The sequence below is a fragment of the Streptomyces sp. NPDC059567 genome, from assembly GCF_042735655.1.
GTDB lineage: Bacteria > Actinomycetota > Actinomycetes > Streptomycetales > Streptomycetaceae > Streptomyces.
The window spans coordinates 31,371-46,036 of sequence record NZ_JBHWBS010000042.1 but is presented as its reverse complement, the minus strand read 5'-3'; the positions used below and the strand labels follow the sequence as shown (position 1 = coordinate 46,036).

Annotated in this window: 12 protein-coding genes and 1 pseudogene; 5 read left to right on the top strand and 8 right to left on the bottom strand. The window is 71.9% G+C overall.

Annotation, left to right across the window (positions count from 1 at the left end; all coding sequences use genetic code 11):
* Positions 1-87: 87 nt before the first annotated feature.
* The 3 genes and pseudogenes from ACFVZW_RS20070 to ACFVZW_RS20060 all read right to left on the bottom strand — a co-directional run.
* A pseudogene (locus tag ACFVZW_RS20070) lies at positions 88-867 on the bottom strand (3-oxoacyl-ACP reductase); the annotation flags it as partial.
* A 5-nt stretch (positions 868-872) separates the two neighbouring features.
* On the bottom strand, positions 873-2,246 hold the full coding sequence (locus ACFVZW_RS20065) for an aldehyde dehydrogenase family protein (protein WP_384523035.1): 1,374 nt from the start codon (positions 2,244-2,246) through the stop codon (positions 873-875).
* Between the two features lie 8 nt (positions 2,247-2,254).
* Positions 2,255-3,619, bottom strand: coding sequence for a glutamine synthetase family protein (locus tag ACFVZW_RS20060; RefSeq protein WP_383557575.1), 1,365 nt, complete (start codon positions 3,617-3,619; stop codon positions 2,255-2,257).
* Between the two features lie 129 nt (positions 3,620-3,748).
* Here ACFVZW_RS20060 and ACFVZW_RS20055 point away from each other — a divergent pair, with 129 nt between their 5' ends.
* From ACFVZW_RS20055 to ACFVZW_RS20045, 3 genes are all read left to right on the top strand, one after another.
* Positions 3,749-4,459 (top strand): FadR/GntR family transcriptional regulator, encoded by a 711-nt coding sequence (locus ACFVZW_RS20055; protein WP_384523066.1) that lies wholly within the window; start codon positions 3,749-3,751, stop codon positions 4,457-4,459.
* Positions 4,460-4,629: 170 nt separating this feature from the next.
* A complete protein-coding gene (gene eat, locus ACFVZW_RS20050; protein WP_384523033.1) occupies positions 4,630-6,072 on the top strand; it encodes an ethanolamine permease in 1,443 nt (480 codons plus the stop codon).
* 29 nt (positions 6,073-6,101) lie between these two features.
* On the top strand, positions 6,102-6,824 hold the full coding sequence (locus tag ACFVZW_RS20045) for a gamma-glutamyl-gamma-aminobutyrate hydrolase family protein (RefSeq protein ID WP_384523031.1): 723 nt from the start codon (positions 6,102-6,104) through the stop codon (positions 6,822-6,824).
* 191 nt (positions 6,825-7,015) lie between these two features.
* On the opposite strand, the gene ACFVZW_RS20040 is transcribed toward ACFVZW_RS20045, so the two are convergent.
* Complete coding sequence (locus tag ACFVZW_RS20040) at positions 7,016-7,954, bottom strand: LysR family transcriptional regulator (RefSeq protein WP_384523029.1); 939 nt, start codon at positions 7,952-7,954, stop codon at positions 7,016-7,018.
* Positions 7,955-8,024: 70 nt separating this feature from the next.
* On the opposite strand from ACFVZW_RS20040, the gene ACFVZW_RS20035 reads away from it, so the two are divergent.
* On the top strand, positions 8,025-9,182 hold the full coding sequence (locus ACFVZW_RS20035; protein WP_384523027.1) for a TDT family transporter: 1,158 nt from the start codon (positions 8,025-8,027) through the stop codon (positions 9,180-9,182).
* Here the strand turns inward: ACFVZW_RS20035 and ACFVZW_RS20030 are convergent.
* The 4 genes from ACFVZW_RS20030 to ACFVZW_RS20015 form a co-directional block, all read right to left on the bottom strand.
* Positions 9,109-9,840: a helical backbone metal receptor gene (locus ACFVZW_RS20030; RefSeq protein ID WP_384523025.1), complete on the bottom strand. Its 732-nt coding sequence runs from the start codon at positions 9,838-9,840 to the stop codon at positions 9,109-9,111. The two genes, ACFVZW_RS20035 and ACFVZW_RS20030, sit on opposite strands and share 74 nt — an antisense overlap.
* Before the next feature lie 10 nt (positions 9,841-9,850).
* Positions 9,851-10,405 (bottom strand): helix-turn-helix domain-containing protein, encoded by a 555-nt coding sequence (locus tag ACFVZW_RS20025; RefSeq protein ID WP_384523023.1) that lies wholly within the window; start codon positions 10,403-10,405, stop codon positions 9,851-9,853.
* Positions 10,406-10,566: 161 nt separating this feature from the next.
* Complete coding sequence (locus ACFVZW_RS20020; RefSeq protein WP_384523021.1) at positions 10,567-12,372, bottom strand: ABC transporter permease/substrate binding protein; 1,806 nt, start codon at positions 12,370-12,372, stop codon at positions 10,567-10,569.
* Positions 12,365-13,438 carry a glycine betaine/L-proline ABC transporter ATP-binding protein gene (locus tag ACFVZW_RS20015; protein WP_384523019.1) on the bottom strand — a complete coding sequence of 358 codons (1,074 nt, stop codon included), beginning with the start codon at positions 13,436-13,438 and terminating at the stop codon, positions 12,365-12,367. Before ACFVZW_RS20015 ends, ACFVZW_RS20020 begins: the two co-directional genes overlap by 8 nt.
* A gap of 271 nt (positions 13,439-13,709) precedes the next feature.
* On the opposite strand from ACFVZW_RS20015, the gene ACFVZW_RS20010 reads away from it, so the two are divergent.
* The gene (locus tag ACFVZW_RS20010) at positions 13,710-14,615 is read left to right on the top strand and encodes a 5'-3' exonuclease H3TH domain-containing protein (RefSeq protein ID WP_384523064.1); all 906 of its coding nucleotides are present in this window, start codon (positions 13,710-13,712) and stop codon (positions 14,613-14,615) included.
* The last annotated feature ends 51 nt before the right edge of the window (positions 14,616-14,666 follow it).

Genomic DNA, 14,666 nt, shown 5'->3' with positions numbered 1-14,666 from the left:
GGGCGCGCGCGCGCCCCCGCCCCGCGGCGCGCCCCCCCCCGCCGCCCGCCGCCGCGGGGGGGGGGGCCGCGTCCGCCGGGAAGCCCGCGGGGTCACGTACGCGCCCGAGATGCCGCCGTCGACGAGGAAGTCGGTGGCGTTGATGAAGGAGGAGTCGTCGCTGGCGAGGAAGGCGACGGCGGCGGCGATCTCCTCCGCCTCGGCGAAGCGGCCGACGGGGATGTGCACGAGCCGGCGGGCGGCCCGCTCCGGGTCCTTGGCGAACAGCTCCTGGAGGAGCGGGGTGTTGACCGGCCCGGGGCAGAGGGCGTTGACGCGGATGCCTTCGCGGGCGAACTGGACGCCCAGTTCGCGGGACATGGCGAGCACGCCGCCCTTGGAGGCGGTGTACGAGATCTGGCTGGTGGCGGCGCCCATGATGGCGACGAAAGAGGCGGTGTTGATGATCGAGCCGCGGCCCTGTCGCTGCATGTAGGGCAGGGCGGCCTTGCAGCACAGGTAGACCGAGGTCAGGTTGACGTCCTGGACGCGCTTCCATGCCTCCAGGCCGGTGGTGAGGATGGAGTCGTCGTCGGGCGGGGAGATGCCCGCGTTGTTGAAGGCGATGTCGACGGAGCCGTAGGTGTCGAAGGCGACCTTGAAGAGGTTCTCGACCTCCTCGGGGTCGGTGACGTTCACCTTCACGAACGTCCCGCCGACCTCCTCCGCGGCGGCCTTGCCCGCGGTCTCGTCGATGTCGCCGCAGACGACGTTCGCGCCCTCGGAGGCGAGGCGGCGGGCGGTGGCGAGGCCGATGCCGCTGCCGGCCCCGGTGATGACGGCGGTACGGCCGACCAGACGGCGGCAGACGATCTCTTCGGTGCTCATGCGGTTCAGGCCTCCGTGCTTTCCGTGCTGATGAAGACGTTCTTGGTCTCGGTGAAGGCGGTGAGGGCGTCGGGGCCGAGCTCCCGGCCGAGGCCGGACTGCCGGTAGCCGCCGAACGGGGTCCAGTAGCGGACGCTGGAATGGGAGTTGACGGAGAGGTTGCCGGCCCGGACGGCGCGCGAGACGCGCAGGGCGCGGCCCACGTCACGGGTCCAGATCGAGCCGGACAGGCCGTACTCGGTGGCGTTGGCGAGGCGTACGGCGTCGGCCTCGTCCTCGAAGGGCAGGACGACGGCGACCGGTCCGAAGACCTCCTCGACGGCGCAGGGCGCGTCCTCGGCGAGGCCGGTGAGGACGGTCGGCGGGAACCAGAAGCCGGGGCCCTCGGGGACCTTGCCCCGGATGCCGGGGAGGGAGTCGGGGACGTACGCGCGGACGCGCTCCAGCTGGGCCTTGGAGATCAGCGGGCCCATCTGGGTCTTCTCGTCGGCCGGGTCTCCGACCACGATCTCCTCGACGGCGGGGGTGAGCAGCTCCAGGAAGCGGTCGTACACGGAGCGCTGGACGAGGATGCGGGTGCGGGCGCAGCAGTCCTGGCCGCTGTTGTCGAGGAAGGACATCGGCGCCGCGGCCGCCGCGGCCTCGATGTCGGCGTCGGCGAAGACGATGTTGGGGCTCTTGCCGCCGAGTTCGAGCGTCACGCGCTTCACCTGGTCGGCGCACTTCGCCATGATGCTCTTCCCCACCCGCGTCGAGCCGGTGAAGACGATCTTGGCGATGCCGGGGTGCTCGACGAGCGCGTTGCCCGCGACGGCGCCCTCGCCCGGAAGGACCTGGAAGAGGCCCGCGGGGAGGCCCGCCTGCAGGGCGAGCTCGGCGAGCCGCAGCGCGGTGAGCGGGGTGGTCTCGGCCGGCTTGAGGATCACCGCGTTGCCGGCGGCGAGGGCCGGGGCGGTGGCCCAGGCGGCGATCGGCATGGGGAAGTTCCAGGGCGCGATCACGCCGACGACGCCGAGGGGTTCGAGGATCGTGATGTCGAGGCCGCCGGCGACCGGGATCTGGCGGCCGTTCAGCCGCTCCACTCCCCCGGCCGCGTAGTCGAGCAGGTCGCGGACGTTGCCCGCCTCCCAGCGGGCGTTGCCGAGGGTGTGGCCGGCCTCGCGCACTTCGAGGAGGGCGAGCTCCTCGATGTGGGTGTCGACGACGCCGGCGAAGCGGCGCAGCAGCCGGGCCCGGTCGGCCGGGGCGGCGGCGGCCCAGCCACGCTGGGCTTCGGCCGCCCGTGCGACGGCGGCGTCGACGTCGGCCGGTGTGGCGGCGGGGACGGTCGCGACGACCTCTTCGGTCGCCGGGTTGAGTACCTGGAGTTCCTGGAGCAACTCTTTCCTCACATGCGTTCGAAGGAGCGGCGCAGCTCCCAGTCGGTCACCGCGGCGTCGTACGCGTCGAGTTCGACGCGGGCCATGTTGCGATAGTGCGCGACGACCTCGTCTCCGAAGGCGGCCTTGGCGATCGGGCTGGTCTCCCAGAGTTCGGCGGCCTCGCGCAGGGTGGTGGGGACGTGGGCGTACTCGGCGGTGTAGGCGTTCCCGTCGCAGGCCGCGGGCAGTTCGAGCCGCTGCTCGATGCCGTACAGACCGGCGGCGACCAGGCCGGCGACGGCGAGGTGCGGGTTGACGTCTCCGCCCGGCAGACGGTTCTCGAAGCGCATCGAGCGGCCGTGGCCGACAACGCGCAGGGAACAGGTCCGGTTGTCGACGCCCCAGGCGACGGCGGTCGGGGCGAAGGAGCCGGGCTGGAAGCGCTTGTAGGAGTTGATGTTGGGGGCGTAGAGCAGGGAGAAGTCGCGCAGGGCGGCGAGCTGTCCGGCCAGGAAGTGCCGCATGACGTCCGACATCCCTCCGGGTCCGTCCCCGGCCATGACGTTCGTGCCGTCGGCGTCCTGGAGCGAGAGGTGGATGTGGCAGGAGTTGCCCTCACGCTCGTTGTACTTCGCCATGAAGGTGAGCGAGACGCCTTCCTGGGCGGCGATCTCCTTGGCGCCCGTCTTGTAGACGGAGTGCTGGTCGCAGGTGACGAGGGCCTCGTCGTACTTGAAGGCGATCTCGTGCTGGCCGGGGTTGCACTCGCCCTTGGCCGACTCGACGGTCAGCCCGGCGCCGGCCATCTCGTTGCGGATCCGGCGCAGGAGGGGCTCGATGCGGCCGGTGCCGAGGACGGAGTAGTCGATGTTGTACTGGTTGACGGGGGTCAGGTTCCGGTAGTTCGCGTCCCAGGCCTGCTCGTAGGTGTCCTTGAAGACGATGAACTCCAGCTCCGTGCCGACGTGGGCGGTGTAGCCGTGTTCGGCGAGCCGTTCCAGCTGGCGGCGGAGGATCTGGCGGGGTGCGGCGACGACGGGTGAGCCGTCGTTCCAGGCGAGGTCGGCGATCAGCATCGCCGTACCCTCGTTCCACGGGACGCGGCGCAGGGTGGAGAGGTCGGGGTGCATGGCGAAGTCGCCGTAGCCGCGGTCCCAGGAGGACATCTCGTATCCGTCGACCGTGTTCATCTCGGTGTCGACGGCCAGGAGATAGTTGCAGCCCTCGGTGCCGTGGTCGAGGACGTCGTCGAGGAAGAACGGTGCGGCGAACCGCTTGCCCTGGAGCCGTCCCTGCATGTCGGGGAAGGCCAGGACGACTGTGTCGATCTCACCGCTCGCGACGAGGGCACGGAGCTCCTCGACGGAGAGCGGGGCTTTGCGGTCTGCCACGGGATTACTCCTCCTTCGGCCAGCCGGAAGCCATAAGGTATTGCCGAAGACCATTGCTTGGGAAGGGGAAACCGCAACGTGGCGAAGATCGGCGAGGAGACGGACGCGGCGACGGACGCCGCGGCGCACATGCCGGACCGGCTGACGCCCGTGCTGCGGCCGGTGCGGGCGGGCAACGGTTTCGAGGAGGCGCTGGAGCAGATCCTCCAGGTCGTGCGGCTCGGCCTGGTGCCCGGCGGCGAGCGGCTGCCCGCCGAGCGGGAGCTGGCCGACCGGATGGGGATCAGCCGGGTCACCCTGCGGGAAGTCCTGAAGGTGCTCCAGGAGCAGGGGCTCGTGGAGAGCCGGCGCGGGCGGTACGGCGGAACGTTCGTGCTGCACCGGCCGCAGACGGCCGACGAGGACGAGCTGCGCCGCCGGATCGCCACGATCGACGTCGAGGACACGTTGCGCTTCCGCGAGGTCCTGGAGGTCGGCGCGGCGGGGCTCTGCGCGGCGCACGGACTGACGGACGAGGGCACGGAGCGGCTCCGCGCGGCGCTGGCGGCCACGCACGACGCGCCGCTGGCGGACTACCGACGCCAGGACACGCTGCTCCACCTCACACTGGCCGAACTCTCGGGCTCCCCGACGCTCACCGCCCAGTACGCCGCCGTCCGGGCGACGGTCAACGACCTCCTGGACTGCATCCCCCTGCTCGTACGCAATCTGGAGCACTCCCAGCACCAGCACACCGCGCTGGTGGAGGCCGTCCTCGACGGCGACGCGGACGCGGCCCGCGAGGTCATGCGCGAACACTGCGGCGGCACGGCGGCGCTGCTGCGGGGCTTCCTGACGTGAGCGGGCGAGTGAGCCGAGATGCGCCCGCGCGGAGGGGCGCCCGGAGGCGAACCGAGCCCCGAGGGGGGCTCACGTAACCGGAAAGTAACGCACGGGGGTTGCGTTCCAGCCGACCCGGCGCAAAGGTATGGTCCCATTCCATTGGGCCCGACGCGGGAGCTGACGCTGCCATGACGCTCGAAGACACCACCGGGGACAAGACAGCACCTGACGACTACCTCGAACGCCGGGCCCTGCGCCGCGGCAGCGCCGGCTGGCTGCTGCTCACCGGACTCGGCGTGGCCTACGTCGTCTCCGGCGACTTCTCCGGCTGGAACATCGGCCTGTCCAAGGGCGGATTCGGCGGACTCGCCGTCGCCACCGTGCTGATGGGCGCGATGTACGCCTGTCTCGTCTTCGCGCTCGCCGAGCTCTCCGCGATCCTGCCCACCGCGGGCGGCGGCTACGGCTTCGCGCGCCGGGCGCTCGGCACCTGGGGCGGCTTCCTCACCGGCACCGCGATCCTCATCGAGTACATCCTCGCTCCCGCCGCGATCTCCATCTTCATCGGCGACTACGTCGAATCGCTCGGCCTGTTCGGCCTGGAGTCCGGCTGGCCCGTCTATCTCGCCTGCTTCGTGATCTTCATCGGGATCCATCTGTGGGGCGTGGGCGAGGCGCTGCGCTTCAGTCTGATCGTGACGGCGATCGCGGTCGCGGCCCTGGTCATCTTCGCGCTGGGCGCGCTCAGCGACTTCCACGTCGACGGGCTGAACGACATCCCGGTCGACACCGACGCGCTCGGCTCCAACTCCTGGCTGCCGTACGGTCTGCTCGGGATCTGGGCCGCGTTCCCCTTCGGCATGTGGTTCTTCCTCGGGGTCGAGGGCGTGCCGCTCGCCGCGGAGGAGGCCAAGGACCCGGTCCGCTCGATGCCGAAGGCGCTCGCGATCTCGATGGGCATCCTGGTGCTGCTCGCCGTGATGACCTTCTTCGCCTCGACCGGGGCGCGCGGCTCGGCCGCCATCCAGGAGGCGGGCAATCCGCTGGTCGTGGCGCTGCAGGGCGACGGGGACCCGACGCTGCTCAGCCGGTTCGTGAACTACGCGGGCCTCGCCGGCCTCGTGGCCTCGTTCTTCTCGCTGATCTACGCCGGTTCGCGTCAGCTCTTCGCCCTGTCCAGGGCCGGCTACCTGCCCCGGTTCCTGTCCCTCACCAGCCGCCGCAAGTCGCCGTACCTGGGGCTGCTCATCCCGGGCGCGATCGGCTTCGCGCTCGCCGCGGGAACCGGGAACGGCGCGCGGATGCTGAACATCGCGGTGTTCGGCGCGACCATCTCGTACGCCCTGATGGCGCTCTCCCACATCGTGCTGCGCCGCCGCGAGCCGGAGCTGCACCGCCCGTACCGGACGCCGGGCGGGGTGGTGACCTCGTCCGTGGCGTTCGTCCTCGCCCTGTCGGCGCTGGTCGCGACCTTCCTGGTCGACAAGGACGCGGCGTTCATCGCGCTGGGGGTCTATGTGATCGCCCTCGCCTACTTCGCGTTCTACAGTCGGAAGCATCTGGTGGCCAAGGCGCCGGAGGAGGAGTTCGCGGCGCTGGCGGCGGCCGAAGCCGAACTCGAACGCGACTGACCACCACGTACCGACGGAGGAGTTCCACCGTGTCCAAGCCGCTCATCGGCGTGACGACCTATCTGGACCAGGCCCGCTGGGGGGTGTGGGACATGCCCGCGGCCCTGCTGCCGGCGCAGTACCCACGGCTGGTCCAGGCGAGCGGTGGCCACGCGGCGATGCTCCCGCCGGACGAGCCGTCGGCCGCGGCCGCGGTGGTGGCCCGGCTCGACGGTCTGGTGGTCGCGGGCGGCGCGGACGTCGAGCCGGTGCGGTACGGGGCGGAGCCCGATCCCCGTACCGGGCCGCCCGCCCGGGCCAGGGACACGTGGGAGCTGGCCCTGGTCGAGGCGGCGCTGGCCGCGGGCACTCCGCTGCTCGGCATCTGCCGGGGCATGCAGCTGCTCAACGTGGCGCTCGGCGGCACCCTGGTCCAGCACCTGGACGGCCATGTGGAGGCGGTCGGCGTGATCGGCCGCCACGCGGTGAAGCCGGTCCCAGGAACGCTGTACGCCTCCCTGGTCCCCGAGCCGGCCTCGGTGCCGACCTACCACCACCAGGCGGTGGACCGCCTGGGCGAGGGCCTGGCGGCCTCGGCGTACGCGGAGGACGGCACGACCGAGGCGATCGAACTGGCCGCCCCGGCGTGGGCCCTGGGCGTCCAGTGGCACCCGGAGATGGGCGAGGACCTACGGGTGATGCAGGGCCTGATCGCGGCAGCGACGGGCCGGCCCCGCCCCGCGCACCGCGACCTGGCGACGACAGCAACCTGACGGCACCCCTTCAGGGGGCTGCACGCTCAACCACGGCGCCGCCCCGTCCCAGGGGCGCGGGGAACTACGCGACGAGCCACAACCCACCCGCGGGCTGAGCACGGCACTGCCCCACCCAGGGGCGCGGGGAACTGCGCGACCGGCCACAACCCACCCGCGGCTTCGAACGGAGCCGCCCCGCCCCCGCCCCGCTACGTCGCCGACGGCCTCGCCCTGGTCAGCGACAGCAGGTCACGCGCCGGCCCCGTCGGTCGGTGGCCGGTCGGCCAGACCGCGCGGAGGTCGCGGCGGAGCAGCACGCCCTCGACCGGGATCTCGACCAGGCGGCGCGAGGTCAGCTCCTCCGCGACCGCGAGCTCGCTCAGCACGGCGGGCCCCGCGGAGCTGACCGCCGCCGCCTTCACCGCCGTGGTGGAGGCGAGTTCGAGCAGCGGCTGCGCGAGGCCGCCGTGCGCGGAGAGCGCGGAGTCGAGGACCTGGCGGGTCCCCGAACCCCGCTCGCGCAGGATCAGCGGGGTCGCGGCCAGCTCCCCCGGGTCCAGCGGCCTACGGCGGCGTGCCCACGCGTGGGACGGCGCGGCGACCACGAGGAGCCGGTCGCGGGCGACGACCGCCCCGTCCAGCCCGTCGGGCACGGAGAGCCCCTCCACGAACCCCAGGTCCGCCTCGTCCGCGAGCAGCCGCTCCGCGACCGCCGCCGAGTTCCCCGCCATCAGCGACACGGCCGTGTCCGGCCGCTCCGCGCGCAGCGCGATCAGCCAGCCCGGCAGCAGATACTCGGCGATCGTCATCGACGCGGCCACCCGCAGCCGCGAGTCGCGCCTTCCCCGCAAGGCCTGCGCCCCCGCGTCGAACGCCTCCGCCGCCTCCACGATCCGCCGCGCCCAGTCGGTCACGAGCGCCCCCGCGTCCGTGAGGCGCGAGCCCCGCGGCGAACGGTCCACCAGGGCGACCCCGAGCTGCCGCTCCATCGACCGGATCCGGCTGCTCGCCGCGGGCTGCGTGATGCCCACCTCGCGGGCGGCCCTCCCCAGGCTGCCGTGCCGGGCGACCGCCAGGAGCAGTTCGAGCGCGCCGAGGTCGGGGACCCGGTGGGAGAGGGGTGCGGTCTCGGTAGGCTCGCTGCTCATAAAGTCAGCTTATGACGTCATAGCGCCAAGATCCCTGGTCGGGCCCGCGCGGCCGCGCGAGGGTGAGGGCATGGCAACCCTCGCAGCTTCCCGTCCGGCCCCGCTCGCCACCACCCCCGGCGTGCGCGCGGCCGCGGTCCGTCACCTCGGCCCCAACTGGTACGCCTCCGTGATGGGCACCGCCATCGTCGCCAACGCGGGAGCGGCCCTTCCGGTGCACGTGCCAGGTCTGCGTACCGCCTGCACGGCCGTCTGGGCGCTCTCCTTCGCGATGCTGCTCGCCCTGCTCGCCGCCCGCTCCGCGCACTGGATCCACCACCGCGACCGGGCCAGGGAGCACCTGATGGACCCGGCCGTGGCACCGTTCTACGGCTGTCTGTCGATGGCGCTTCTCGCGGTCGGCGGCGGCGCCCTGATCGTCGGCCAGGACTGGATCGGGCTCCCCGCCGCCGTCGCGATCGACACCGTCCTGTTCACCGCCGGCTCGGCCATCGGCCTGGCCGCCGCGGTCGCGATCCCGTACCTCATGGTGGTGCACCACAAGATCGAGAGCGCGTCCCCGGTGTGGCTCCTCCCGGTCGTCGCCCCGATGGTCTCCGCCGCACTCGGCCCGCTGCTCCTGCCCCATCTGCCGGCCGGCCAGGCGCAGCAGACGCTGCTGATCGCCTGTTACGCGATGTTCGGCATCAGCCTGCTGGCCACCCTGGTGATGCTGCCGCTGGTCTTCGGCCGGCTCGTCACCGGCGGCCCGCTGCCGCTCGCGCTCACCCCCACCCTGTTCCTGGTCCTCGGCCCGCTGGGCCAGTCGACCACCGCCGCGAACAAGTTCGCCGATGTCGCGCCCGGCGTGCTGCCCGCCCCGTACGCCCACGGCTTCGCCGCCTTCGCCGTCCTCTACGGCGTGCCGGTGATGGGCTTCGCCCTGCTGTGGCTGGCGCTCGCAGGGGCGCTGGTGCTGCGGGCCCGCCGTCGGGGCATGGGGTTCGCGATGACCTGGTGGGCCTTCACCTTCCCGGTCGGCACCTGTGTGACGGGCGCGGAGGGACTCGCCCACCACACGGGCCTGGTCGCCTTCCGCTGGCTCGCCGTCGCGCTGTACGTGTTCCTCGTCGCGGCCTGGCTGGTGGCCGGGTTCCACACCCTGCGCGGGCTGTTCAGCGGAGCGCTGCTCGCAGCTCCCGGCCGAGAACCCGTGGCGCCTCGGCCAGTGACGGCCCGTACCAGGTGAGGTGACGCCCGCTGACGAGTGCGGCGGCGGTCCCGGGGAACGCCTCGGGGCCGTCGTCGGCCGTGAAGCGGTACGGCTCGTCGGGCAGGACGACCAGGTCGGCGCCGGCGTCCCGGAGTTCGTCGAGGGGGATGCGCGGATAGCGCTCGGCGTGATCGGCGTACAGCTGCCGGACGCCGAGGCGGGCCAGCAGGTCGCCGGCGAACGTGTCGCGGCCGAGGACCATCCAGGGCCGGCGCCAGATCGGTACGACGGCGGTCAGCGGCTCGCCCGGCGTGCCCACGGCGGTCCACGCCTCCTCCGCCTCGTCCAGCCAGCGGGGCCGGTCGGGGACGCCGCAGGCGCGGAGCGTCCGCTCCAGTTCGCGGAACGCCTGGTCGAGCGTGCGCACCTCGGTGACGAGGACCTCGGTCCCGGCGGCGCGCAGCGCGGCCAGGTCGGGGGCTCGGTTCTCCTCCTCGTTGGCGATCACCAGATCGGGCCGGAGGGCGGTGATCGCCGCGACGTCGGGGTTCTTCGTGCCCCCGATCCGTACGAGGTCGAGATCCTCCGGGTGGCTGCACCAGTCGGTGGCGCCGACGAGCAGGCCCGGCGCGGTGACGGCGACCGCCTCGGTCAGCGAGGGGACGAGGGAGACGACACGGATCCGGGCGCTCACGCGGCGTCCCTCATGCGTCGTCGGCCTCGATGTGCTCGGCGACGGCCACGACGAGCAGGCGCGTGCCGGACTCCGTGGCGCGCCAGCGGTGCCGTACGCCTCCGGAGAGATACAGCGTGTCCCCGCGTTCGAGCCGGTACGCCCGGCCCTCGGCCTCGACCTCGGCTGCGCCGTCGGCGACGAACAGCAACTCGTCGTTGCGGTGCTGGAATTCGCGTCCCGCGTCCCGCTCGCCGGTGAACTCCAGCGCGTGCAGCTGGTGCCGGCCGCGGACCAGAGACCGTACCCCCTCGGGCAGGTCGGGGCGGGCCTCCTCGTCGGCGCGTACGACATCGACCGTACGGGCGGACTCCGCCGCGGCGAGCAGCTCGGCGGCCGTGGTCTCCAGGGCTCCGGCGACGAGCTGGAGGGACCGCGTGCTGGGGCGGGCCCGCTCGTTCTCGATCTGGCTGAGGAAGGGCACGGACAGGCCGCTGCGCGAGGCGACGACGGCCAGGGTGAGCTTGAGAGCCCTGCGGCGCCTCTTGACGGCCGCGCCCACGCGCAGTGATTCCTTCTCGTCCATGACGGCTCCCTCCCTCTTTCCCTCGCGCCTGCGTACTGGTCGGTTACCTGAACCTTACGCAGCTTTCGGGCAGGGTTTCGCGTCGTGGCGAAAAGGGGTGGTCGCCCACCACCATCGGCGACCACCCCTTTGCGGACAGGAGTCGGAATCCCTCGTCGGCCCTACTGCGGAGCCAGCTTCTCCGCGAGGCCGGGGTTCTTCTCCAGCCAGCCGCGGACCGCCTCCTGCTCCTTGCCCTTGCCGGTCTCCTGGATGGTGGCTTCGAGATCCGTGAGCTGCTTCTCGGTCAGCTTGAAGTTCTTCAGCCAGGAACCGACCTCGGGGTTGTCGGCGGTGAAGCCCTTGCGCGCGAGGGTGTGGACGCCGTCGCCCTTGCCCCAGGTGCCCTTGGGGTCCTCGAGCTTCTTCAGGTCGTAGCTGGAGTAGGCCCAGTGCGGCGACCAGAGCGTGACGACGACCGGTTCCTTCTTGTCGTAGGCGCGCTTCAGCTCGGCGAGCATGCCGGGCGTGGAGCCGTCGACGACCTTGTACTCACCCTTGAGGCCGTAGTCGTTCAGGACCTTGTCCTTGAGGATGCCCATCATTCCGGCGCTCGGCTCGATGCCGATGATCCGGCCCTTGAACTGGCCGCCCTTGCCCTTGAGGTCCTCGAGGGAGTCGATGCCCTTCATGTACGACGGCACGGACAGCTCGAGGGAGGTCGGGCCGTACCAGGAGCCGAGGTCCTCCAGCTTGTTCTGGTACTTCTCCCAGTACTGGGCGTGGGTGACCGGCAGCCAGGAGTCGGTCTGGAAGTCGATCTGCCCACCGGCGAGACCGGTGTAGAGCGCGCCGGCCTCCAGCTGCTTGGCGTCGACCTCGTAGCCGCGCCGTTCGAGCAGCTCCTTCCAGAGGAAGGTGGAGGCGATGCCTTCGTCCCAGGGGATGTAGCCGAGGTTGATCTTCTTGCCGTGGCCGATGTCCTTGCCGCCGGCGGTCGTCGACGCGGTGCCGCCGCCGAGGAAGCCCATGCCGCCCGCGACGAGGGCGAGGATCACGACGCCGACGAGGGCGGTGACGGGCTGCGGGCGGTGACTCCAGAGCTTCGCCCCGGCGCGCGCCGCGCTCGCGGCCCGCGCCTTGGCGAGGGCCCTGCGGCCGAGCGGCGAGACCTGGTGGCCCAGCGCGCCGGTCATCCGGTCCAGGTACATGGCGAGGATGACGATGGAGATGCCAGCCTCGAAGCCGAGGCCGATGTCGACGTTGCCGATGGCGCGGTAGACGGCGCCGCCGAGCCCGCCACCGCCGACCATGCCGGCGATGACGACCATGGACAGGCCGAGCATGATGACCTGGTTGATTCCGGCCATGATCGTGGGCAGGGCGAGCGGCAGCTGGACGCGCAGCAGCGTGTTGCGCGGGGTGGTGCCGAACGCCTCGGCCGCCTCGACCAGCTCGCCGTCGACCTGGCGGATGCCGAGCTCGGTCATCCTGACGCCGGGCGGCAGGGCGAAGACGATGGTGGCGATGATGCCGGGAACCACGCCGACGCCGAAGAAGATGATGCCGGGAATCAGGTAGACCATGGCGGGCATGGTCTGCATGAAGTCCAGGACCGGGCGCAGCACGGCGCTGACGGTCTTGGAGCGGGCCGCCCAGATGCCGAGCGGGACCGCGATCACCAGGGTGACGAGGGTCGCCACGAGCACCAGCGAGAGGGTCGACATGGCGTCGTCCCACAGCTCGATGGAGTCGACGAGCGCGAAGCCCGCGAAGGCGAGCACACCGGCGGTCAGCCCGCGCAGCCACCAGGCGACGACGGCGAGGATGCCCGCGAAGAGCAGGGGCTCGGGTGCTGAGAGGACCGCGTCGATGCCGTCGTAGAGACCGGTGACAACCGCGGTGATGGCGTCGAAGAGCCAGGAGAGCTGTGCCTGGAGCCAGTCGACGGAGCTGTCGACCCACTGGCCGAGAGGGAGCCTAGGCATGGGTGGCCACCTCCTTCTCGCCGGTGGTGCAGGCAACGGGCGGGCGCTGCTCGTCTCCGATGAAGCCGATCAGACGGGACTGCGGTACGACTCCGAGGACGGTGCCGTCGGTGTCCTTGACGGCCACCGCGTGCGGGACGCGGGCGCTGACGGCGCACAGGTCGGCGACGAGGGTGTCGGGGCCGACGGTCTCGCAGTCGCAGCCGTCGGGCCGGGGGTGCTCGGGTTCGGTCATCACGGCGGCTGCCGTGAGGACGCGGGAGCGGTCGACGTCCTGGATGAAGGAGGCGACGTAGTCGTTGGCGGGGCGGACCAGGATGTCCTCGGCGCTGCCGAGCTGGACGATCCGGCCGTCGCGCATCACCGCGATGCGGTCGCCGAGGCGCATGGCCTCGTTGAGGTCGTGGGTGATGAAGACGATGGTCTTCTTCAGGCGCTTCTGCAGTTCGAGGAGCTGGTCCTGCATGTCGCGGCGGATCAGCGGGTCGAGGGCGCTGAACGACTCGTCCATGAGGAGCAGGTCGGCGTCGGTGGCGAGCGCGCGAGCCAGGCCCACACGCTGCTGCATGCCGCCGGAGAGCTCGTCCGGCCAGGACTTCTCCCAGCCGGCGAGGCCGCACATCTCCAGGGCCTCGGTGGCGCGGGTCTCGCGCTCGGCGCGCGGGACGCCCTGGACCTCCAGGCCGTACGCGGCGTTCTCGAGGACGCTGCGGTGCGGGAAGAGGGCGAAGTGCTGGAAGACCATGCTGATCTTCGTGGACCGCACCGTGCGCAGATCGCGGGGGCTGAGCGCGGTGAGGTCCTTGCCGTCGTGGAGCACGCGGCCCGCGGTGGGCTCGAGCAGGCCGTTGAGCATCCGCAGCAGGGTGGACTTGCCGGATCCCGACAGACCCATCACGACGAAGATCTGACCGGGCTCGACGACGAAGGACGCGTCGATCACGGCCGCGGTCGTACCCTCGGCACGGAGTTCGTCGCGGTCGGCGCCTCCGCTGAGTTGCTTGACGGCTTCGTCGGGTCGTCTGCCGAACACCTTGTACAGGTGATCGGCCTGGAGCCTGGACACATATACCTCACGCGTTGAAACGAAAACGGCCGTCCACCCCCGCAGCCCGGCCGTGGAGCGGGGCGGTTTCGGCCCGCGACTCCCGTGACGTACGGCGATCCATTGCCGAATCCCCGTACCGGGTCCGCTCCGGGCCCGCGCCTGCCCTGGGTTCCACGGGGCAAACCCGAAGGTGACCGGGGTCACGGAAGGCCACGGGAACCGGGCCGCGCCGTCGGTCGGGGCCGCTGTCGGTGGGGTGCGGCATGATCGAGGTGTGACGCGACGCCTGATGCTCCTCGACACCGCCTCTCTCTACTTCCGCGCGTACTTCGGTGTGCCGGACTCGGTCCGGGCCCCCGACGGCACGCCGGTCAACGCCGTGCGCGGCCTCCTCGACTTCATCACCCGGCTCGTCCAGGACCACCACCCCGACGACCTCGTCGCCTGCATGGACGCCGACTGGCGGCCCCAGTGGCGGGTGGACCTGATCCCCTCGTACAAGGCCCATCGGGTCGCCGTGGAGACCGAGACGGGGCCGGACGAGGAGGAGGTCCCCGACACGCTCGCCCCGCAGGTGCCGGTGATCGAGGCCGTCCTGGACGCCCTCGGCATCGCCCGGATCGGAGTGGCGGGCTACGAGGCGGACGACGTCATCGGGACGCTGGCCGGGCAGGCGAAGGGGCCGGTGGACATCGTCACGGGCGACCGGGACCTCTTCCAACTGGTGGACGACGAGCGCGGCGTGCGGGTGCTGTACCCGCGCAAGGGCGTCGGCGACTGCGACCTGGTCGACGGCGAACTGATCCGTACGAAGTACGGGGTGCGGGCCGACCAGTACGCCGACTTCGCTGCGCTGCGCGGTGACGCCAGCGACGGGCTGCCCGGGGTGAAGGGCATCGGCGAGAAGACCGCCGCGCAGCTGATCACGGAGTACGGCGATCTGGCCGGCGTCCGTGCGGCGGCCGTGGACCGCACGTCGAAGCTGACCCCGGCCAAGCGGCGCGGGATCGTGGAGGCTGCCTCGTATCTGGACGTGGCCCCGAAGGTCGTCGAGGTGGCCGGCGACGTGCCGCTGCCGGACTTCGACCCGGCCCTGCCGGGCGAGCCGAGGGACCCGGAGGCACTGGCGGCGCTGGTGGCGCGGTGGGGTCTGGGCGGGGCGGTCGGCAGGCTGCTGCCGGTGCTGGCGCGCTGATGCCCTATGGGCCCGGGATCACCGGGATGCTAGCTTAGGCATACCTAAGTC